This is a genomic window from Flavobacterium sp. CFBP9031 (assembly GCF_034044945.1).
Taxonomy (GTDB): domain Bacteria; phylum Bacteroidota; class Bacteroidia; order Flavobacteriales; family Flavobacteriaceae; genus Flavobacterium.
In genome coordinates this window covers 65,000-86,454 of record NZ_JAXCWF010000012.1, presented here as the reverse complement: position 1 = coordinate 86,454, position 21,455 = coordinate 65,000, and the positions used below count along the sequence as shown (strand labels likewise).

Genomic DNA, 21,455 nt, shown 5'->3' with positions numbered 1-21,455 from the left:
AATATAGTATGTCCCCAAAAGAAAAAGCTCCGCAGGAGCCAAATAGTACATCAAGTAATAAACAGTAAAAAAATAGGGCTGTCTCTTTGTAGACAGCCCTATTCATTTAACTAAATCAACTTATTATTCAACCAATAATTTTTTCTTCTCTGTAAAATTTCCATCTGTTGCCACCACGATGTAAATTCCTTTATTTAAATATGTAAGAGCATACACAGTGGTACCCTGTAACGTATCTACTAGCATACCCACGCTGTTGTAAATCGATATTTTGACTTTGCTTGCATCTAAATTTTCAAAATTAAAATTCACGACATCTGTAGCGGGATTTGGATACATGGTAAAAGATTTCGCGTTATCAGATCCTGACAAACCTAAATTTCCAGATTGTAGGTTTATTGTATGAGAAACGCTCCATTCGCTAGAAGCAGTTCCGTTTTTTGCTCTGACTCTAAATTCATATATGGTTTGAGTTCCTTGTTTCGGAATCCATAAATAATAAGTGGTAGAAGTTCCAGCAGTTACCCATCCAGATGAAGAATTTAATTGCACTTCATAAGATGTTGCCTCAGGAAATGTTGCCCACGAAGCATAAAATCCAGATGCATAAACTCCTGCATTTGAAATATTTGTTGGTGCTGGCAAAGTTGTTGGATTTGTTGTTTGTGCTCCAGCTAGAATTGGCTCATTGGGTTTGGTATTATAAGCAAAATCCAAAACGGTATAACCTACTCCACCCGCTTCTACTTTTATCTGCATCCATCCGTAACAAGTACGTCCTCTACTAGTATATTCAAAACCAACATATCCTGTTTTATTATCCCATGTTGTATACGTAGCTGTTCGTAAATCTAGCTGATTAGGATAGTTTCCTGGAGTCGCAAAATTACTTGAAGCTCCAATAGAAGTGCCTTGCGATAAAAAGGATATATTTCTGGTTCCAGATTGGGCCACTAGTCTTTTTCCATACGTTTCCATTTTTAAAGCTGCGGCTGCATATTGCCATGCGCCATACTCTGTATTGTCTCCAATACCTAAATTGAAATATTGCCAAGTCGATGCCGCATTGGCTGTATAATCTGGATTATTTACATAAACGATTCCATAAGGCGAGTCGAACTTCAAATTAATGGTTTTCGAAGCCATATCTAATGTGCCAACACCTCCTGTGATGGCTGCATCTTTAAAAGTAATTACAACAGTAGCATCATCTGCCACATTATGTGCGGTAGCTTTTCCTGTAAAAGTTACGACCGTTTTTTTATTGCTTTCTAATGTCAAAATCGCCGTTAAACCAGTTGGAACGCCTGTAATTGTATAATCCGTTCCTGCTGTAAAAGTTCCGCTGCTTTTTGTAAATGTTCCATTATTGGTAGATAATGAAATTACGGTATTTGTTGTAATACTTCCATCATTTACTTCAGCTTCATATAAAGTATCGGCAGATAAAACGGTAGCGGTTTTATCGCTCATTCCAGTATAAATTGGGGTGTTTGGTTTGGTATTATAAGCATATTCCAAAATAGTGTAACCATCTCCATCTGCATTCACTTTTACTTTAAACCATCCATAACAGGTAAGACCGTCGATTACATAATCAAATCCTACATAAGCTGTTTTGCCATCCCAAGCTGTGTAACTGGACGTTCGCAAATCAAGCTGATTTGGATAGGCGCTTGGAGCGGTCAAATTGCTAGATTGCCCAATGGCTGTATTTGCATTTAAGAGCGAAATATTTCTAGTGCCTGCTTCGCAAACCAATCTTTTAGAATAAGTCTCCATTTTTAAAGCATTTGCAGCATAACGCCAACCTCCAAAAGCTGGATCATCTCCTTTAGCAATTTCAAAATATTTCCAAGTTAATGCCGACGAAACCGTGACATCTGGCATATCTACAAAAAAGATTCCGTATGGATCTGAAAATTTAAAATTGAAAAATAAAGAAGTACAAGACAAGTCAGCTGTTCCTCCTGTAAAAGCTGCGGATAAAAAATTAATTCCGCCTGAGGCATTATTACTTAATGCATGATTCGTTGCTTTTCCAGTTAATGTAACCGTGATTTGATTGTTGGAGTTTACAGTAAGTACTGGCGTAATTCCAGCTGGAAAAGTATGCGTGAAATGGGTTCCTGCTACTAAAGTTCCAGAAGACAAAGCAAAGGTTTTACCTCCGTTTAATTTTATGATGGAAGAAGTATCAAAAGAACCATCGTTGATAACCGCTTCTTTGAAAGTTACTGCTGAAGCAACCAGAGCACTTCCTGTAGCATTAACGCCTGTATCAATTAAGTTTTGCGGTTGCCATAAAGATTTTCGGGCTGGATGCTCCAAGGCAGCCAACATTCTATCAATCTGACCCTGTGTGTACATTTTATAACAGCCTTGCGCGCCATTATAGCCCATGTAGTTTTCAAAATTTACCTTGTCTCCACTACAATTTGTTCCCGGGGTGCAACCTAAGGTATGATTTCCGTCTTCTGCTGGTGTATCAGCAACTTCATCAGTTCCTGTGCATCCTCCTTCAAAAGTATGAATCAAGTTAAGGAAGTGGCCAAATTCATGCGTTAAGGTGGCAGAGAATTCTTTACTATAGGAGTTGTCATATAAATAAGCTCCATTAAAAACAACACGAGCAGTATTATTTGCCGTCATATCTGAATTGGGATACCAAGCAACTCCAGAATTATTGGTAGCTCCGTCGTTGTACAAATCATTCTGAATATAAACATTCATATATTTGGTATTATCCCAAGCGTCGGCAGCAATTTGATCATCATATCCTCCACCATTTCCAAATCCGTTTTTGGTTGGATGGAATATAACTCCCGTTGTACAACCGCCATTTGGATCTTTTTTTGCTAACTTAAATTCAATATTCATCGTTCCGCGTCGAGGCTGAAAAAAGGGCTCAACCGTTAGGTAGTCTGCATTACGTCCATTAAAATCATCATTGAGCTGCGCGAGATGGTTTACAATTTTTTCGTAAGTAACCGTTTTTCCTCCCTGTACATCTCCATAAATATGAAACACTACTGGAATTGTATAGGTAACAACTGCCGTTTTTGAAGTTTTAGATTTACGTTGTGCTGCAAAATTTTTACTAAAAACATCAAAGTTCTTTTTCTCTTCTAGTGCATTTGGATTATTCCGATACACTTTAGCATTTTCTTCGCTTGTTCTACAGGGTAAAACTTGAGCACTAACTTTCAATCCACTGAAAATCAGAAAGCAGATTAGTAATTTTAATTTCATCTATTTAGGTTTTTTAATTAGTATATATCAAAATTACCTTACATACTTTTACCTTTCTGATAGTATTTTACTCAGAATTAATACATAATTATCATATTTTAACTTAAAAAAATCAAATTTTAAAATTCCAAATCCCAATATTTTTTAACGCAAAAAAAAGGAGAATTTCAAATGAATGAAATTCTCCTTTTTCTATAAATGCACTATTTTCTATTTTGCTCCTGGCGGACAATTTTTTTCTATGTATCGAATAAAAGTATCCGTTAAATGTTTCACTGTTCCTTCCCCTTCAGAAATATCATGAGAACGATTTGGATAAATCATTAAATCGAACATTTTATCATACTTAACTAATTCATTTATTAAAACCTCAGCATTTTTATAATGCACATTATCATCGCCTGTTCCATGAATATACAATAAATTTCCTTTTAGATTTTTTGCATGAGTAACCGGCGAAGCTTTACTGTAATTCGCTTCATTTCCTTCTGGCAATCCCATGTAACGTTCTGTGTAGATGTTGTCATAAAAATGTTGGTCTGTTACCGCTGCAATCGCGATTCCGGTTTTGTATATATCTGGATATTGAAACATTAAATTTAAAGTTACAGCACCACCACCACTCCATCCATGAATGGCTACACGATCAGAATCAATAAAATTCCATTTTAAAACTTCTTTGGCAGCCATTGCCTGATCGCGAGTATTGATAATTCCGATGTTTTTATAAATAGATTTTCTCCATTCTGTTCCCTTCATTACAGGAGTTCCTCTATTATCCATCGCAATTCCGATGTATCCTTTTGGAATTAATTTTGCAATAAAATAATTAAAATAAGGCTCATCGTTTGCTACTGAAGCCATCGGCTCTCCATATACATAAAAGAACACAGGGTATTTTTTTGAAGGATCAAAATCTAATGGTTTTGCCATAATTCCATCAATATCAATACCGTCGCTAGTTTTTACTTTAAATTTTTCTAACGAATAATTAAGTTTCGGATTATCAAAAACATCTGCTTCTTTCGGCAATATTTTTTTATGTCCCGAAAGCGCCACTAATCTTGTATTGTAGTCTCTTTTAATGTTTGAATTAGTATGTTTGGCATATGATGCATCTGTCGAAAAAACGTAAGCATTTGTACCTTCAAAAGCTTCTGGAGTTACTCTTTTTGTTTTCTTTGAACTTAAATTCGTTTCATATAAATAGCGCTGTGTAGCATCTGTAGGACTTGCAATAAAATATATTGTTTTTGTCTTTTCATTGTAGGCTTTAAAATAAGCATCAAAATTAGTTTTGGTCACCAATTCTTTTGATTTTCCGTCAAGGCTTATTTTATAAATATGCATCCATCCGTCTGCATCAGAACTCCATAAAAAGGCTTTTCCATTATCAACAAACTGGCAAGGAAAAGTATCATATTCTCCTGCAGAAATATCAAAAACATCGATCCACGAAGTCGATTCTTCTTTGTAAATAACTCTAGCAGATCCCGATTTTGCATTGCAATCATACATAGTAACTTGGTTCTGATTTCGGTTCAACTGAATCACCATAACAGACTCGTTGTTAAGCCATTTCATACGAACTAAGTAATTATTATCAGGCTCTCCTGGAATATTTAGCCAATTGGTTTGCACCGAATCAATATTTACAATTCCGATTTTTACCGAAGAAGGTTTTTCTCCTGCCTTTGGATACTCAACTGGAACAATAACTGGATAAAGCGAATCGGTATTATTGATCATGAAATGAAATTTAGTAGAAGTGGCATCTACTCTCCAAAAAGCAATACTTTTTCCGTCTGGGCTCCATCTGAATCCGTCACGGGCAGCCAACTCCTCTTCATAAACCCAATCAAAAGTTCCGTTGATGATTTTATCTGTACCGTCTGTGGTTAAAGGAGTAATTTTTCCTGTATTTAGATTTTCCACATAAATATTATGTTTGGAAACATAGGCAACATTTTCATTATCGCTCGAAAATTTAGCAAACATTAATGATGATGCATCAAGGTTTTTACCTAATTTTTTTCCTTTTCCTGTAGTCAAATCAAAAAACCAATAATCGCCTTTGGTATTTTCTCTCCATACTTTTTTTGAATTGGTATAGACCAAAACTTTTGTTTTTGAGTCATTCCACACCAACTTCTCGATTTCTCCCGTAAATCCCGCTGTTGCTAATTGCGATTTAGACAAAATTGTACTTTGCTTATCTAGTTTATCAACATCATAAACCACCACGCTATTGTCTTTGTTTACCCAAAACGAATGAGAATTTGGCAGCCAATTTAGATCGTTAATATCAATATCCTGCTGTGCGAAAACAGATGTACATACAAACAGAAAAAACAACAAACACTTTTTCATCTTATTTTTTATTTTTAATTAAATTTTCAATTTCTGCAATTTCGATTGGCATGGCTTCACTCAAATTAATGTTTCCATTTTCTGTTATCAGATAATCATTTTCTAAACGACAGCCTATTCCTTCTTCTCTAATGTAAATTCCAGGTTCGCAAGTCAGCACCATTCCTTTTTCAAAAGGTCTAGAATACAATCCCACATCATGAACATCCAATCCTAAGTGATGTGCTGTTCCATGCATAAAGTATTTCTTGTAAGCAGGTTTATCTGGATCTTGATTCTTAATTTCGTCTTCTGTAATCAAACCTAATTTGACCAATTCAGTTTCAATTAATTTTGCCATTTGAAGTTCGTAATCTTTCGATAAAACTCCTGGTTTCAATAATTTTGAACCTTCTTTCAAGCAATGTAAAACCGATTCGTAAACCTCTTTTTGTCTCGCACTAAAAGTTCCGTCAACCGGAATGCATCTTGTTGTATCTGAATTATAATTGCCATAACAGCTTCCAAAATCAAGCAACACCATGTCGTTTTCTTTACAAACATCATCATTGGAATTATAATGAAGTGAGCACGCATTTCCTCCAGATGCTATAATTGATTTAAATGCTTGTCTCGTTCCGCCATTTTTAACGGTAGCGTACAGCAATTCGGCTTCCAATTCGTATTCTTTTATATTGGGGCGAATTGCACCTAAAACTCTATGAAAACCTTCAACACTTAGTGCCGTTGCTTTTTTGATTAAATCAATTTCTTCGTCTGATTTAATTGGACGCAATTCACGCGTTATTTTTGCCACACGTTCGTATTGATGCAATGGATATTTTTCTTTGCACCATTTTATCATACGATCTTGTCGGGTTTCCATTTCAGCAGTGACTCTTTTGATATGCTCGTTATGCCCTAAATAAAAAGTATCGGCCTCAAAAGCAAAAAGCTGTAAAGTCTTTTCAAACTCATGAATCCATTTGATATTCTGTATTCCAGAAATTGCCGTAGCTTGTTCTTTAGTTAAAAAATTACCATCCCAAATTAGCGTATGTTCATTTGCTTCTTTTACAAAAAGTATGGCTTTGTTTTCCTCTTTAAAAGCATCTGGATAAAGCACTAGAATGGTTTCGTCCTGATCAATTCCAGACAGATAAAACAAATCATTGTTTTGTGAAAAGCCCATAACATCATCTGCGTTATTTGGCATTACGTCGTTTGAAGTTAAAATAGCCAAACTATTCGGCTTCATTTTTTCGGTAAATCTTTTTCGGTTTTCTACAAACAAAGAAACCGGAATCGCATTGTATCTCATAATTTATATTTGGAATCGGTCAATAGCCACAGAAGCAGGTTTGCCAGAAATAATCTCTGTCACGATTTTTCCTGTCGCCGGTGCCAGACTTAATCCCATCATGGCATGTCCTGTTGCTAAGGTCAAATTTACGATTTTTTTGTCTCTGGCAATAATCGGCATACCGCTTGGCGTACAGGGTCTAAACCCAAACCAAGTATCTTCATTCTTTGGCATTTCGACTTTCAAATCGGGATAAAAACCATTAATGCTATTTATAATTCCCTGAAGCCTGTTTGCATTTATTTTATTGTCTTTTGTATGTGTAATTTCCATAGTGCCTCCAAATCTTATATCATTGGCCATTGGAGTTACGGCTACTTTTCCTTCGCATAAAATAGAAGGAATACTAGGCTTTTGGTTTTTATCCTTTAAAGTAAAACTGTATCCTTTTCCAGGTAAAATAGAAATAGAAATGTTTAATTTTTTAGCCAAAGAAGGACTCCAAGATCCTGATGCCAAAACTACTTCGTCAGCTTTAAAAAGCCCTTTATTGGTTACAATTTTTTCTATTTTATTTCTTTCTAAAACAAAATCTTTAACGCTAGTTTGCGAATAAATTTCGACTTTTAAACGAGACAATTCTTCTTTTATAAAGGCCATAAATTTTTGCGGATACAAATGCGCATCACTCTTATAATGAACTCCACCAATAACATTTGTAGTGGTTCCTTTTTCTAAAAGCGCTACTTCAGATTTTGAGAGATAATCTACTTCAAGCCCCAAACGTTCTGCTTCTTTACCTTCATGATGCATTTCTTCTGCCACTTTATCACTTTTATAAAGCATCAAAAGTCCTTTTTCTTCATAAAAAAAAGAATTATTCTCCTTGGCAAAATCCTGATACAATTCTTTACTTAACAAAGAAAGATCTCGTAAAGCGGGCATTGCTTTTTCAACATGATTCAAATTGGCATGTTTATAGAACTGCATTCCCCAGTTTATTAAATCTCTGTTTAAGCGCGGTTTTACATAAAATGGACTACGGCTGTCAAACATCCATTTTATTCCTTGTGCAATCATGCCAGGCTGCGCGAGCGGAATAATATGCGATGGCACAATCATACCTGCATTTCCGTATGAACAGCCATTGTTCATATCAGATTCATCAAATACGTTCACCTCGTAACCTTCCTTTGCGAGATAATAAGCAGAACATAAGCCGATGATTCCACCGCCAATAACAGCAACTTTTTTCATAAATTTTAATTCGTTTTTTTTTGAGACTACTACTAATTGATTTTCTTAAATAACCTGAAATCCAAAAGCATAAGGATCATCGCTTTCGTCAATTATAATAGTATTGTATCCATATACTTTTGCCCAGCCTTGTATGCTTGGAACAATTGCGGGAATATCTCCTATAGAAGTTTCTTCTACCACTTTTCCAATAAACTTACTTCCGATATAACTTTCGTGAATAAACTCCTCTCCTTTTTTTAGTTTTCCTTTAGCATGCAATTGTGCCATTCGGGCTGATGTTCCTGTTCCGCATGGTGAACGGTCAATTGCTTTATCGCCATAAAAAACAGCATTCCTTCCAGACGAAGTAGAATCTATAGGCGCTCCTGTCCATAACAGATGTGATACATCTCGAATAGTATCATTTTCTGGATGAATGAAATAATTTGGGTATTTTTCATTAATCATTTTGCGAAGTTCCTGACTATACTGAATAATTTTGCTTGCCGTAAAATTCTGAACACCAGAAAAATTCTTTTGCGGATCGACGATAGCATAATAATTTCCTCCATAAGCCACATCAAAAACAATCTCACCCAATTCTTCACAATCAATGGTAAGACCTTCGGCTGCCAGATACGATTTTACGTTGGTCAGACGTACCCAATCTACCTTTTTGCCCGTTTGCTGATATTCGATATGCACTAAACCTGCAGGAGCTTCCATTTTGATAATTCCGGGAACTTTTGGAGTGACCAAACCTTCTTCTACAGCAATTGTAATAGTTCCTATTGTTCCGTGTCCGCACATTGGCAAACAGCCCGAAGTTTCTATAAATAAGATACCAACATCGTTTTTAGAATCGCTTGGCGGATACAAAATACTGCCACTCATCATATCATGTCCTCTTGGTTCAAACATTAAGCCTTTACGAATCCAGTCGTATTCTTTTAAGAAATGCTGCCGTTTTTCACTCATTGAATCACCTTGTAGATTTGGTCCGCCCCCAGCAACAACCCGAACTGGATTCCCGCATGTATGAGCATCTACGCAAAAAAAAGTTTTCTTTACCATTTTATATTTGAGATAGTGTTAGTTTATTATTTACTGTACGAACAATTTGCAGTGGATTCTCGTTTTGCAATTCAGCAGGCAATAATTCATTTGGCCAATTCTGATAGCTTAGGGGTCTAACCCATCTGTAAACTGCGTGTATACCAACGGCTGTAAAACGTGAATCTGACGATGCCGGATAAGGTCCGCCGTGAATCATCGAAGCGCAAACCTCAACTCCCGTAGGCACACCATTAAAAATCAAGCGCCCCACACGATTTTGCAAAGCAGAAATAATCTCTTTATGCGTTTCTATTTCGTTCTCTTCGCTTATGATTGTTCCCGTTAGCTGCCCTTCTAGTTTAGAGATCACTTCTATTAGTTCAGTCTCCTTTTCGCATTCAATTAAAATAGAAAATGGACCAAACACTTCGTTATGTAATATTTTATTCTCTAAAAATTCTTTTCCGTCAACCTTTAAAACTGTAGGAGTACCATGATTTGGAATTGTCTCTCCTTTAAACTGAGTAATTTTGGAAACTCCGTTCTGTGCTTCAATTTTTGCAATTCCGCTATTGAAATCAGCATAAATAGAAGGATGCAACATGCAGCCAGGCTGAATTTTTTCGATAGCTTGATTAAGGTTTTCTTCAAACTCATTCAATTCTTCGCCTTTTAAAGCTAATAATAATCCTGGATTGGTACAAAACTGCCCTGCTCCTAAAGTGATAGAACCTGCATAAGCTGTCGCCCATTTTTGACTATTTTTTTTCAACGCTTGAGGCAAAAGCACCACAGGATTGATGCTTCCCATTTCAGCAAATACCGGAATTGGTTCTGGACGTTGAGCCGCTAAATCGCACAAAGCACGACCTCCTTTAATGCTTCCCGTAAAACCTACCCCTTTTACCAACGGATGCTTTACCAAACTTGTTCCAAGAGTTCTACCGTCGCCTACAAGATTAGAAAAGACACCTTCTGGCATATTAGTTTTCTCAGCTGCTTTTATAATAGCTGAAGCTACCATTTCGCCTGTTCCGATATGCATGGAATGGCTTTTTACAATAACCGGACAGCCCGACGCCAAAGCCGAAGCTGTATCTCCACCGCTTGTAGAGAATGCAAAAGGAAAGTTGCTTGATCCAAAAACCACTATGGGCCCTAGAGGAACTAACATTTTGCGCAAATCTTCTCTTGGTGCAGGTTGTCTGTCGACTATTGCAGTATCAATCGTTGCTTGAACCCAACTTCCTTCTGTAAGCATTTCGGCGAAAGCTCGCAACTGACCTATCATCCGTCCGCGTTCCCCTTCTGCTCTCCCTTTCAGATAACCCGATTCGATGCAGTATTGCTCTAAGAGAACATCACCTAAAGCTAAAATTTCATCAGCAATTGTGTTTAAGAATTTAGCTTTTTCAAGACCTGATTTCTTTCTATAAATCGCAAATGCTTGATTGGCCAAAGTAACCGCCTCTTCAATTTCATCCTGAGTTGCCTCTACAAAAAACCAAGGATTTTCTTTGTTCAATAGCGGGTTGAACGTTTTTAAGACTTTTGAACCGCTGGCTTTAAGCTGGCTTCCTATATAATTTTTTCCTGTAATCATGTTTTTATGCTATAAATGAATATTTTCTAGCCGCAGTTTTCGGTCGCAGTCTCAGTAAAAATCTCCCCTAACATTATGACTGAGACTGGCGCTGGGACCGAGATTGATAACTAAAAGCCAATCTGCAAAATGCTTTTATAAATTTTTATACTCTGGCAAAGTTGGTCTTGTACGTATTCCTTCAGCGATAATCGCTAGAACTCTTTCTTTTTCTGCTCCTTGCAATGGCAATCTCGGTGCACGAACATGTTCTGAACCAATTCCTGTTGCAACTTCAGCCAATTTGATATTCTGAACCAAGAATGAATTAATATCCAATTCTAATAAAGGCAAAAACCATCTGTAGATTTTCAAAGCTTCTTCTTTTCTTCCTGCTTTGGCTAATTTGTAAATGGCTACCGTTTCAGCAGGGAAAGCACAGCCCAATCCAGAAACCCAACCGTCTGACCCCATTAATAGACTTTCTAAAGCCAATGTGTCAACTCCCGATAATATTTTTAAGCGATCTCCAAAACGATTAATCATTCTAGTCACGTTCGAAATATCTCTTGTAGATTCTTTTACAGCCTGAATGTTATCGAATTTCAATAACTCTTCGAACATGTCTAGAGTAACATCGATTTTATAATCAATAGGATTGTTGTAAACCATTATAGGAAGTGTTGTATTCTTAGCTACTTCACTATAAAAAGCCACCGTTTCAAAATCTGATGCTTTGTAACGCATTGGAGGCAACATCATTAATCCTTTTGCTCCATCTTGTTCTGCTTTATTGGCTGCCAAAATGGCTCCTTTTGTAGTTTGCTCTGCAATATTCATAATTACAGGCACTTTATTTTCGGTAAGCAAAACAGTATGTTTTACTAATTCTCTTTTTTCGTCTTCTAAAAGTGTGCTGGCTTCGCCTAAAGTGCCTCCTAAAATAATCCCTGACACTCCAGCATCTAATTGCGCTTTCATATTAACTTCAAACATTTTGAAGTCTAATTTATCATCTGCAGTAAATTTTGTAGTTACCGCTGGCATAACGCCATTCCATTGAATACTCATAATTTTAATTTTTTATATAAGCCAAAATTATCTAGAAACAAGAGAGTTAGCCTTTCAAAAATTACCACAAAACAATACTATATTACCCTGTACAGTTACAAAACTTAAAAAATAGAGCATTATAGCATCATTTTTTGATCAAATACAATATATTTGATAGTAACTAACTAACCACTATATGAAAGTTTTCCCGTTTAAAATTCCAAAATCTGGAGAGGATCCCCTTATTTATCAAGAAGATATAGAAGTATCGTTTTATGATAAATTGCATCAGCACGAAGAAATTCAAATTAGTTTTATCGAAAAAGGAGAAGGCGACGTTTTTGCTGGCGATACAATCTCGCAATATCGTGAGGGCGATATACTCGTAATTGGAAGTAATTTGCCTCATGTTTTTAGAAGCGATGTTCAGGAAAATGAGGTTTCGGTAATGCGGACTTTATTCTTTACTTTCAATTCGTTTGGGAAAGATTTTTTTGAATTGTCTACTTTTCGAAATATACAACCCCTTCTAGAAAGCAGCAAGAATGGATTTATTATTCATAACGCACCCAAAAAAGTGGTTAAGTATTTTAAGAAATTGAAGAATGCTGATAACTATACACGATTTATACTGTTTCTTGATATTCTAAAATGGCTTTCAACATCAGAAACTACTCCTCTATCTAATTATTTATATCAAAAGAAAATAACGGATAATGAAGGCAAAAGAATGCAGATTGTGTTTGAGTATGTAATGACGAATTTCCACAAAAACATAACGCTCGATGAAATAGCTTCTATCGCCAGCATGACTAAAAATGCTTTTTGTCGGTATTTTAAAGTTCGTACCAACAAATCTTTTTTTCATTTTCTTATTGAAGTGCGTATTGAAAGAGCAGCAAAATTACTATCTAATAATGAAGAACTCTCCGTTTTGGAAATTGCAGAATTATGCGGTTTTAATAATATCTCTAATTTCAATCGAAAGTTTAAAGAACTAAAACAGATTTCTCCTTTGCAATACAGAAAGCTTAATCTGTAATATTTGTTCTCGTTGTTCCTACAGTTGTTTCATTTCCTTTTCTTATAATGTATCAACAATATATTTAGTTTTTTATGAATAATTAAGCACTTCTATTCTAAACGCTTCGAACTTGCACTTATAAACCGGACTACTCAAAATCTAAAAAGTGGTACATTTTGATGATACAGCAAAACAATACTTTTGGCTAAAAATCATAAAGCATCAAAAGAAAAAATGAACGGACAAATAAGAAACGACTGGAGCAGAGAAGAAATTCAAGCTATATACGATAAGCCTTTATTAGAATTAGTTTATGAGGCTGCAACTGTACACCGCAATTGGCATAAACCTTCAGAAATACAGGTTTGCACCTTGCTTTCTGTAAAAACAGGCGGCTGTCCTGAAGATTGTTCTTACTGCGGACAAGCTGCACGTTACCATACCGATATTAAAGTTCAAGCTTTATTGCCAACCGAAAAAGTATTGGAACACGCACAAAAAGCAAAAGATGGCGGTTCCTCTCGTTTTTGTATGGCTGCCGCTTGGCGTGAAGTTCGTGATAACAAAGATTTTGATCGTGTTATTGAAATGGTAAAAGGCGTTAACGATCTTGGACTGGAAGTTTGCTGTACGCTAGGAATGCTTACCGAAGAACAAGCTATACGTCTGCAAGAAGCGGGTTTGTATGCTTATAATCATAATTTGGACACTTCTGAAAGTTATTATGACGAAATCATCAGTACACGTAAGTTTGATCAGCGTCTTGATACTATTAATAATGTCAGAAAAGCGGGAATCACAGTTTGTTCTGGCGGAATCATTGGTTTAGGAGAAACTCCTGCAGATCGTGTTTCTATGCTGGCAACTTTGGCTACTATGCCTGTTCATCCGGAATCTGTTCCTGTAAATGCTTTGGCAAGAGTAAAAGGAACGCCTTTAGAAAACAACCCAAAAGTGCCTCTTTGGGATATGGTTCGAATGATCGCCACTGCGCGTATCATTATGCCTGCTGCTGTTGTACGCTTAAGTGCCGGACGCATCGAAATGACCGAAGAAGAACAAGCTTGGTGTTTTATGGCTGGTGCCAATTCTATTTTTACAGGAGAACGCGAAACGCTATTGGTAACACCAAACCCAGGACTTTCTGAAGACATGCAGATGTTTCAAAATCTTGGACTTAAACCTTTGGTGAAAGAGAATAAAAGTGCTTGTTCTGTGGTTTAAAAAGCTGATATCTTTCTAATATAAAAAAAATGCGCAAAAGTCTTAAAAGAGACATTTGCGCATTTTTTTCAATTCAGTTTTGGAACTCTTCAAGGAGCAAGAATATTTTTAAATCTCCTCTAGTTCTAGAAAATTTACTATTCAACTATATCTATTCGCATTATTTAATTCTTTCTGCGATAAATTCTTCTGCAATTATATAGGGCTGACAAAGATTAAAATCGTTTGGGCTAACATCTTCATTACCAAATATTAGAATTTTAACATTTGATTTATCTTTATAACCTTTCTTTTCACCAATAACTTCATTTTTTATTTGAAAATCCATGTCATGCTTTTTACAAACTTGCATTATAGAGTTACCTAGAGACTTAGGTATCGTAATTGCTCGCTTTGAATATTTTTGGTAGAATTCTTCATTATTCCATAAGTATTCATTTACAGTAATCCAATTTCCAGTCTCTTTCTCCAGAATATTACTTATTTCACCTATAAATTCATTTACGTTCAAAGGTTTACCTTGGATTTCACATTCGATTATGTTTTCATGAAAAATTAGTAATAATGGATGATGCTCCAAGATTTTCATCTTTACGTAAGGCAAAGTTAAACTCCAAAAGAATCCGTCGAATTTTTCTGTTTTTAAACAAGTAATTTTCCATTCTTCATATTCAATAGGAATGTCATAGCTGTTCTGATTAATTGAAAATATCATTTCTAAAGTGTGATCTGAAGTTTGAAACCTGTAAGATTCAAGTTTTAAATCGCAATCATTATAAAACTTTTTATCGTTGGTTTTTTTTAGAAGTTGTTCTATCATAAAATTATTTTTTTAGTAATTAATACTTTTCCATAAAGTATTCTTCATTAGTGCTGCGCAATGCCGAAAGCATTTGGGACTCACTTTTCGCCACTTCTTTTTAAAAATGGATACATGACATCTAAGTATTTTGTACTCATCATCTCATGTGAAGCATTCGTATTTTTCTTTCACGAGTGGGACGTTTGTGCTAGCTTTCCATTGTCGCCATCCTTTTTTAATCGATCAATTTGATAATTAATATCTCCAATTATTGTGATTGATTTTTCATAAGATGAAAATTTTTGAAAAAATGCTCCAGCGATAGTTACTACCTCATTATTCGATTTGTAAGGCACATCTAAATTGTTTATATTATATAAATCAAAAATATAAGGAAGAAATTTTACTCCCTTATATTTTTCAACAATTGATTGATATACTTTCAGAAAAACTTCTTCATATTCTCCAACAGGCGAAACAACTATATTCTCAATAGCCCAAGTTTTTCGTTTGCCAAAAACAGGATGAGAAATTTCCTTAAGATGGATATTTTCTAAGACTTCAATAGTAAAATAATTCCCTATCAAGCTTTTATAAAAATGTAATTCTGTCCTACCCTCAAAAGTGTTGTTTAATTTTATAACTCCAGAGAAATTAGGAACTAATCCTGCGGTTGTCTCAGATATGTCATGAAAATCTAATTTTAACTTTTCCAAAAGCCCAATATTCCATTCTTTTTCATCGTTTTTCTTAATTATTTCATTCAATGCAACTATTCCTGAATACGAAAAGTAATTTTCATCTTCTCTTGTTAGCCCTATTGGATAATATTTCTTAATACAATTACTTATCTCTGAAAAGCTATCAGAAAGATCATCAATGCTAATGTTTAAAAATTTGTCATTCATAAGAAAAAGATTTTATTTACAATAAATAGCTGTTGAAGAAGGAACACCCGAACATGTTCCAGTAATAATAGAAACGCCTGAATTCAAACCTGCTGAATAATTTAAATTGGCAGTTAAAAACTCCAATGTTAGTTCTCGAAGCTTCCATGGAGTTGGATTTATAATTCCTGAAGTATTATTTAAATAAGTCATCAATGCATTCATCGTATTTGCCCAAGCAGTGTTGAATTGGACAGAAGATTGTGCTAATTTCATATTATAATTGGGAATTGTTACACAGACTGTTGGTAAATTTGTAAATACTTTATCTCCACTAGGACTAGATGCTGAAAACCCAAGTCCTGATATGTTTGCAACATAGGCGTTACCTACCGCTTTGAAATTGTATGTTCCACATAATCTGTTTTTATTTATAAGAATATAGTAATCGGCTAAAGCAGATTCTGGAATGGAACTCTCCCCAATATATTGTCCATTTTCGCTATAATGCGAATAATGTGCCATTCGCTGTAACTTTATAGCTTCTACATCTCCTGAACCATCACAAGGATAAGGCAAGATAATAGTACTTTTTGTAACCTTTTCGCCGACATAGATAACCTCTAAAATCTTCGGACCGTTACTAATTATTCGCCAAACGTCTTGAGTTAGCCATACAGTTTGTGTATATGTTGCGTCGCACAAAGGTATTTTGCTTGTAATATCCGAAGGAACATAAAACAAATTTATTGCTTCTGTCAAAATATCCAACTCTTCCTTTCCAGAAATATTTTTTGCCTTACCGTTTATAACTCCAACTGAACCCAAATTTTCCCCTTCAAACGAATACACATTCAATCCTCCTGAAAAGTCTTTAAACTTTGTGATACTCTCCGGATAAGTGGCGCTTTTTTTAAACGTATAAACCTCTAAAAAATAAGAATGCGTTTTGCCATCATTTTCAATTGTAACACCTTGATATTTCAATTGATTTTGCAGCAGATCAGACTCAAAATAATTTACAACTTTTTCTTTGGCTGAAAATTCAGAAATTTTAAAATTATCTTTTTCAATTTCGTTGGCATTTTCAAAATCGGCTTCAACATTTTGGGCAATATTGGGATTTGAAAATTTTGCTAATTCTAATTTGGACTTAACATCTTTTACTGTTTCTTGATTTGTTTCTAATTCATCATTGCTACACGACAATAAAAAAAGTGCAACAAAAAAACAGACGGAATACTTACTAATTTTTCTCATAATCATTTACATTGGTTGGTTAATAATTCATTTAAATATGGTAAAAATCCTACAATTAGGATTTACGAATATAAAAGAATTATTTACAATATTGCAATATAAATACTACAAAATATGTTAAATAAATATTTTACTACAAATAGAAAGTTTGAAAAAGCTCAGAAATAATTGAATTCTAAAGGATTTTTATCTTGTTTATACTTTATTAAATAATCGGTAATTTTGCAAAAAAACAAACAAATGCTAAAAAAAGCCCTTGATCCCTTAATTGACCATTCTACAATTATTCTAATTATGGGTACAATGGCGGGTGAGCAGTCTATTGCGAAGCAACAATATTATGCAAACCGAGGAAATCTTTTCTGGAAAATTTTGTTTGCTATTTTTGAGGAAGAATTTAGCGCCTCTTATGAAGATCGAAAAGCACTAGTAAAAAAGTACAACATTGGTCTTTGGAATGTTTTACAAAGCTGTAAAAGAGAAGGAAGCAGCGATGCCTCTATTACCGAAGAAACAATTAATGATTTTGAAGGTTTGCATAAACAGTATCCTAATATAAAATATGTCTTTTTTGAAAGCAAAGCCGCTGCAAAGTATTTTTTAAAACATACAGCTCCGCAAGAAGGAATCACTTATATAACCCTGCCTTCAACTAGCGGATTAAATGCAGGTTTAACGAAAGAGAAAAAAATAGCACAATGGAAAACGGTATCCGAAATAGCACTTTCAAAATAGACTAAAAAAAGTAATTATCTATTTCTCATAATATAGAACAGTATTTCTTCTTCCAATTCCCTAGAAAGATTTTCAAACTTCATCTTACGACGATAATTTTTTTCACTTCTATCCTTATAAAGTTCCGTTTTTGCAGTGCTTGCACAGTAAGCATCACATATTACTTTAAATTTTTGATCGAGAATATACAATTCTTTCATGGAATCAAAATACGCTGCAAATTTAACATTGTACAATTCGTCAGGAATAGCGGCCATAGGTCTAGTTGTATTTAAATTAATACTTTATTTTACCTTATAAGTTCATTACACACTCAATTAAAATCAGCTCTTCTTCTATCATTTAAAAAAACTGGATTGAAACAATACTTAAAGTTAAAATGAAAAATTTTAATCCTTCTGTCTAAACCTCTTGAAATGGTTTCAGATTATAATCTGAAACCAGAAATAGTAAAATGAACCTTGAACCGTTAAAATGCAACAATGGTAAAATCAGGTGTTTTTACATCATGCACCGCTAATCACACCTCATCATCATGGTTAGAAATTCTGCGGTTAGCGACGCATTGTTGCCAATATCAAAAAGGTGCCTGTCGCCTTATCACGAACTTCTATAATAATTTAGATAGATTAAAATACTTCAGATACTTTTTGAAAGGCCCTTTTGTAGATTTTTTGAAACTTAAAGTCATAAAATTGTTAATTAACACAAATAGATATAAAAACACGTAATAGTACTTATAGTAATATTCCTATATATTAAATAAATTTACATCCCTTTAATTTACAAGCCACAAATCATCAAAATATCTATTCTATTTTGTTAAATCAAGTTATTAATGTTGGTGGGAGATTTGAGTTTATCCATTGATTAAACTCGATCTGATGGTTAGAGCCGTTTATAACGACGAAAATGTTATTATCTATTTTTCATTTCATATACAGTATTAGAAATTAGTACTGCATACAAAAGCAATAAACTACCCCAAAAATGCTCGAAAAAAAATCTATAGTAATTGGATGCGACGATGTCACGATACTGACTATGATATTAAATGCTATATCAATAGTATCTGCTTATACGTTTTCTACCGTTTCTGTAACAACAGGATTAGATTTGAAAAATGCCATAAACTCTTTAAATCCTGATTTAGTGATTTTAGGATTCAGACAAAACCAGCTCGTTTTAAATGATACCAATTTCAATTCTGATAAAAGAAATATTCCCATTTTATACTTGACTCAAAATTATGAATGCGAATCATTATGCTGGACTAAACAAAACATTGTTTTTACTTATCCGTACAATCAGATTAAAAATACCGATTTTTTAATTTATCGAATTCAATCTATCTTTCTTCTCAAAAAAACAGAACCGCAAATCAAACCGGCAGCGACGTTTGCAGAAGCGGCTTTCCAGAAGAATAACTCCGATAAATTAAGCCATTATGTAATGGAATTGGATCAAAAGGTTGAAGTGCTTTTAAAAATAAAAGAACGTATCTCTTACCTTTATCCAAACGTAGACGATGCCACTAGAATTGAGCTAATGTCTATTGTAAATTCGATAAAGACAGTCGCAAATGATAATAAACTCTGGGACGATTTTAAAATCTATTTTGAACAATCAAACCCAAATTTTCTTCTGGCTCTTGCCAAAAAACATCCGTCTTTAAGTTCTCGAGATTTAAAATACTGCTGCTATATTAAAATGAATATGAGCAACAATGATATTACCAATCTTCTTGGCATTAATCAAGAAAGTGTTCGAACTCATAAATATCGTCTTAAAAAGAAACTAACGCTTAAAAAAGAAGATGATATCATTTCGTACCTCAGAACAGTTTCATAAATTATCTTTTCTCTTATTTATATCTCCTGCAATTGTAATGCTTATTCTATTCTAGCAGTACAAAAGATAGTTTTATGCTATCCATTTTATGATTTTCTTCTTTTGTATTACACTCTTTTAAATTTTCCATAAAACATTTTAATCAGTACTTTTTTTAAAGGTGCTTTTTCCATATTGCTAAAACTTTTCTCTACATTTCAACCGTTTATGCCTCTATTTGAGACAAAGCGTAGACAAAGTTTTTTCTGTCTATATTTTGTCTACAAAAATGCCAAACATCTTTTGTCCCTGTCTATGAAAAGTATATTGCAAAATTCTCGTACAAATCTAATTGTCAGTTACTTTTACAAATACAAATAGCCAATCGATGCGCTATTGCACTGAATTAATTTAAGAGTTAAATACGATGATACATCAATCGCTTCAATTTACGAATAAATTATTGGGACAGTTTTTAAAAAATCGTTTTGCTTTAACCGAAGACAAAACCGTTGTGAACTATCTTATTGAACCAAGTGGAACTTTACCTAAAGTTAACCAAAACAAAGTCGTTTTATCTCTAATAAATATTGAAAAAGAAACCAATCAGCCTTTTTATATTAGAAACCAGAAATTAGAAAGCGGAAACTATTCTAATTTCAATCCGACAGAAAGATACAACATTGACTTATTGATTAGCAGCAACTTTGATGATTATTCCGAATCTTTAAAGTTTTTAGACGCCATAATCGCCTTCTTTCAGATTAATAATTATATCGATGCGTCGTCCTCTTCTTCTATTCCAGATGGCTTAAGCCGATTAGAATTTGAGTACGAAAAGATCTCTTACCATCAAATGCACAGTTTGTGGACAGCGATGGCAGCAAAATATCAGCCTTCTATTATTTACAAAATGAAGCTGATAAAAGTTCAGAGTCATGAAATTATGGAGATCATACCTTCTGTAAAAAACACGAATAACACCATTTCCAAATGATACAGAGCAATTACATAAAAACCTTTGGTATTGCAGCCTATCATACTTTTTTTGATAGCGGAAAATGTAATTGTCTTCACTTTGTTCCCAATCATAATACAGATAAGATATTCAAAAAATTTGGCTTTAAAATAAATCATATTTCTAACGGACTCGATTTATATTCGAATACAAAATCATCATTATCAGAGTTATTCAATTATATAGCGCAAACCACACAGCAAAACTACTTTGAGTTTGATATAAAATGCTCTAATCCTAATTTTATTCTCTTTACAACATTACCCATTAATTGGATTGGAGCGGTTACTTACTCTAGTCAAGATCCTAAAAATCTCAACAATGAAGGTAAAATAGTCCTAAATCAAACTTTAGAGAATAAACCTGTATCGACTCATTTTGGTCATTTAAAAATTTATTTTGAAGATATATTAAAAGAAAAGCCTTCTGATAATGCTGCGCTTTTTGAAATCAATTTTACTGCAAGAGCCACACAATGGCAATACTATTTTATCAATAGAAATGCGGTGCAGTTAAACAATCCTTCGATTACAGAAAAAGAAAACATACAATTTGACGGTCCGCAAAATGTAACGATCCAAACAGGAGAATCGGCATTACTGTTTACCTCAAACAAAACCTATATCACGCTCAGCGAAAAGCCTAAATATAAATTTGATTTAATAAGCAATTCATCATCTGCAAATCAAAACAATACCAAGCCCAAAGTAATTATAAAAGGACTGCCTAATCCAGATGTCTCTAGAATAGGAATAATCGAGAATAGCGACCCAAATCATGTCGCATCGCCAATGTATATCTATTTATAAAAAACTATTAAAAATGAACATTAAAAACTAAA

The 21,455-nt window shown here is 34.2% G+C and carries 17 protein-coding genes; 6 read left to right on the top strand and 11 right to left on the bottom strand.

Going from position 1 to position 21,455, the window contains the following annotated elements; genetic code table 11:
- Positions 1–123: 123 nt before the first annotated feature.
- The 7 genes from SOM12_RS18995 to SOM12_RS18965 all read right to left on the bottom strand — a co-directional run bounded on the left by SOM12_RS18995 (position 124) and on the right by SOM12_RS18965 (position 11,852).
- Positions 124–3,252, bottom strand: a complete 3,129-nt coding sequence (locus SOM12_RS18995) for a M43 family zinc metalloprotease (protein WP_320494895.1) — start codon at positions 3,250–3,252, stop codon at positions 124–126.
- Positions 3,253–3,462: 210 nt separating this feature from the next.
- Positions 3,463–5,622 carry a S9 family peptidase gene (locus SOM12_RS18990; protein ID WP_095930105.1) on the bottom strand — a complete coding sequence of 720 codons (2,160 nt, stop codon included), beginning with the start codon at positions 5,620–5,622 and terminating at the stop codon, positions 3,463–3,465.
- 1 nt (position 5,623) lies between these two features.
- On the bottom strand, positions 5,624–6,922 hold the full coding sequence (locus SOM12_RS18985; RefSeq protein WP_320494894.1) for a Xaa-Pro aminopeptidase: 1,299 nt from the start codon (positions 6,920–6,922) through the stop codon (positions 5,624–5,626).
- 3 nt (positions 6,923–6,925) lie between these two features.
- Positions 6,926–8,161, bottom strand: coding sequence for an NAD(P)/FAD-dependent oxidoreductase (locus tag SOM12_RS18980; RefSeq protein WP_320494893.1), 1,236 nt, complete (start codon positions 8,159–8,161; stop codon positions 6,926–6,928).
- A 45-nt stretch (positions 8,162–8,206) separates the two neighbouring features.
- Positions 8,207–9,217, bottom strand: coding sequence for a 4-hydroxyproline epimerase (locus tag SOM12_RS18975; RefSeq protein WP_320494892.1), 1,011 nt, complete (start codon positions 9,215–9,217; stop codon positions 8,207–8,209).
- Position 9,218: 1 nt separating this feature from the next.
- The gene (locus tag SOM12_RS18970; RefSeq protein ID WP_320494891.1) at positions 9,219–10,802 is read right to left on the bottom strand and encodes an aldehyde dehydrogenase (NADP(+)); all 1,584 of its coding nucleotides are present in this window, start codon (positions 10,800–10,802) and stop codon (positions 9,219–9,221) included.
- 135 nt (positions 10,803–10,937) lie between these two features.
- Complete coding sequence (locus tag SOM12_RS18965) at positions 10,938–11,852, bottom strand: dihydrodipicolinate synthase family protein (protein ID WP_320494890.1); 915 nt, start codon at positions 11,850–11,852, stop codon at positions 10,938–10,940.
- A gap of 178 nt (positions 11,853–12,030) precedes the next feature.
- Between SOM12_RS18965 and SOM12_RS18960 the strand changes: the two genes are divergently transcribed.
- Together SOM12_RS18960 and bioB are read left to right on the top strand one after the other, a co-directional pair.
- Complete coding sequence (locus SOM12_RS18960) at positions 12,031–12,876, top strand: AraC family transcriptional regulator (protein ID WP_320494889.1); 846 nt, start codon at positions 12,031–12,033, stop codon at positions 12,874–12,876.
- Between the two features lie 216 nt (positions 12,877–13,092).
- On the top strand, positions 13,093–14,082 hold the full coding sequence (gene bioB, locus SOM12_RS18955) for a biotin synthase BioB (RefSeq protein ID WP_320495004.1): 990 nt from the start codon (positions 13,093–13,095) through the stop codon (positions 14,080–14,082).
- A gap of 160 nt (positions 14,083–14,242) precedes the next feature.
- Here bioB and SOM12_RS18950 read toward each other — a convergent pair whose 3' ends face one another.
- The 3 genes from SOM12_RS18950 to SOM12_RS18940 form a co-directional block, all read right to left on the bottom strand.
- Positions 14,243–14,902 (bottom strand): hypothetical protein, encoded by a 660-nt coding sequence (locus tag SOM12_RS18950; protein WP_320494888.1) that lies wholly within the window; start codon positions 14,900–14,902, stop codon positions 14,243–14,245.
- A gap of 170 nt (positions 14,903–15,072) precedes the next feature.
- Positions 15,073–15,792, bottom strand: coding sequence for a hypothetical protein (locus SOM12_RS18945; protein ID WP_320494887.1), 720 nt, complete (start codon positions 15,790–15,792; stop codon positions 15,073–15,075).
- A 12-nt stretch (positions 15,793–15,804) separates the two neighbouring features.
- Entirely contained in the window at positions 15,805–17,031 is a 1,227-nt protein-coding gene (locus tag SOM12_RS18940) for a hypothetical protein (RefSeq protein ID WP_320494886.1), read from the bottom strand.
- A 240-nt stretch (positions 17,032–17,271) separates the two neighbouring features.
- Between SOM12_RS18940 and SOM12_RS18935 the strand changes: the two genes are divergently transcribed.
- The gene (locus SOM12_RS18935; protein ID WP_320494885.1) at positions 17,272–17,766 is read left to right on the top strand and encodes a DNA-deoxyinosine glycosylase; all 495 of its coding nucleotides are present in this window, start codon (positions 17,272–17,274) and stop codon (positions 17,764–17,766) included.
- A 14-nt stretch (positions 17,767–17,780) separates the two neighbouring features.
- Here the strand turns inward: SOM12_RS18935 and SOM12_RS18930 are convergent, their stop codons facing one another.
- A complete protein-coding gene (locus tag SOM12_RS18930) occupies positions 17,781–18,023 on the bottom strand; it encodes a hypothetical protein (protein ID WP_095930117.1) in 243 nt (80 codons plus the stop codon).
- Between the two features lie 733 nt (positions 18,024–18,756).
- On the opposite strand from SOM12_RS18930, the gene SOM12_RS18925 reads away from it, so the two are divergent.
- The 3 genes from SOM12_RS18925 (at position 18,757) to SOM12_RS18915 (ending at position 21,423) form a co-directional block, all read left to right on the top strand.
- Positions 18,757–19,617: a LuxR C-terminal-related transcriptional regulator gene (locus SOM12_RS18925; RefSeq protein ID WP_320494884.1), complete on the top strand. Its 861-nt coding sequence runs from the start codon at positions 18,757–18,759 to the stop codon at positions 19,615–19,617.
- 406 nt (positions 19,618–20,023) lie between these two features.
- Positions 20,024–20,593 carry a Pvc16 family protein gene (locus tag SOM12_RS18920; protein WP_320494883.1) on the top strand — a complete coding sequence of 190 codons (570 nt, stop codon included), beginning with the start codon at positions 20,024–20,026 and terminating at the stop codon, positions 20,591–20,593.
- A complete protein-coding gene (locus tag SOM12_RS18915; RefSeq protein ID WP_320494882.1) occupies positions 20,590–21,423 on the top strand; it encodes a hypothetical protein in 834 nt (277 codons plus the stop codon). The genes SOM12_RS18920 and SOM12_RS18915 overlap by 4 nt, the downstream gene beginning before the upstream one ends.
- Positions 21,424–21,455 lie beyond the last annotated feature (32 nt).

Bases quoted from the DNA above. Each gene is read 5' to 3' on its own strand.
- SOM12_RS18995 (WP_320494895.1), bottom strand. From the start codon at position 3,252: ATGAAATTAAAATTACTAATCTGCTTTCTGATTTTCAGTGGATTGAAA.
- SOM12_RS18990 (WP_095930105.1), bottom strand. From the start codon at position 5,622: ATGAAAAAGTGTTTGTTGTTTTTTCTGTTTGTATGTACATCTGTTTTC.
- SOM12_RS18985 (WP_320494894.1), bottom strand. From the start codon at position 6,922: ATGAGATACAATGCGATTCCGGTTTCTTTGTTTGTAGAAAACCGAAAA.
- SOM12_RS18980 (WP_320494893.1), bottom strand. From the start codon at position 8,161: ATGAAAAAAGTTGCTGTTATTGGCGGTGGAATCATCGGCTTATGTTCT.
- SOM12_RS18975 (WP_320494892.1), bottom strand. From the start codon at position 9,217: ATGGTAAAGAAAACTTTTTTTTGCGTAGATGCTCATACATGCGGGAAT.
- SOM12_RS18970 (WP_320494891.1), bottom strand. From the start codon at position 10,802: ATGATTACAGGAAAAAATTATATAGGAAGCCAGCTTAAAGCCAGCGGT.
- SOM12_RS18965 (WP_320494890.1), bottom strand. From the start codon at position 11,852: ATGAGTATTCAATGGAATGGCGTTATGCCAGCGGTAACTACAAAATTT.
- SOM12_RS18960 (WP_320494889.1), top strand. From the start codon at position 12,031: ATGAAAGTTTTCCCGTTTAAAATTCCAAAATCTGGAGAGGATCCCCTT.
- bioB (WP_320495004.1), top strand. From the start codon at position 13,093: ATGAACGGACAAATAAGAAACGACTGGAGCAGAGAAGAAATTCAAGCT.
- SOM12_RS18950 (WP_320494888.1), bottom strand. From the start codon at position 14,902: ATGATAGAACAACTTCTAAAAAAAACCAACGATAAAAAGTTTTATAAT.
- SOM12_RS18945 (WP_320494887.1), bottom strand. From the start codon at position 15,792: ATGAATGACAAATTTTTAAACATTAGCATTGATGATCTTTCTGATAGC.
- SOM12_RS18940 (WP_320494886.1), bottom strand. From the start codon at position 17,031: ATGAGAAAAATTAGTAAGTATTCCGTCTGTTTTTTTGTTGCACTTTTT.
- SOM12_RS18935 (WP_320494885.1), top strand. From the start codon at position 17,272: ATGCTAAAAAAAGCCCTTGATCCCTTAATTGACCATTCTACAATTATT.
- SOM12_RS18930 (WP_095930117.1), bottom strand. From the start codon at position 18,023: ATGGCCGCTATTCCTGACGAATTGTACAATGTTAAATTTGCAGCGTAT.
- SOM12_RS18925 (WP_320494884.1), top strand. From the start codon at position 18,757: ATGCTCGAAAAAAAATCTATAGTAATTGGATGCGACGATGTCACGATA.
- SOM12_RS18920 (WP_320494883.1), top strand. From the start codon at position 20,024: ATGATACATCAATCGCTTCAATTTACGAATAAATTATTGGGACAGTTT.
- SOM12_RS18915 (WP_320494882.1), top strand. From the start codon at position 20,590: ATGATACAGAGCAATTACATAAAAACCTTTGGTATTGCAGCCTATCAT.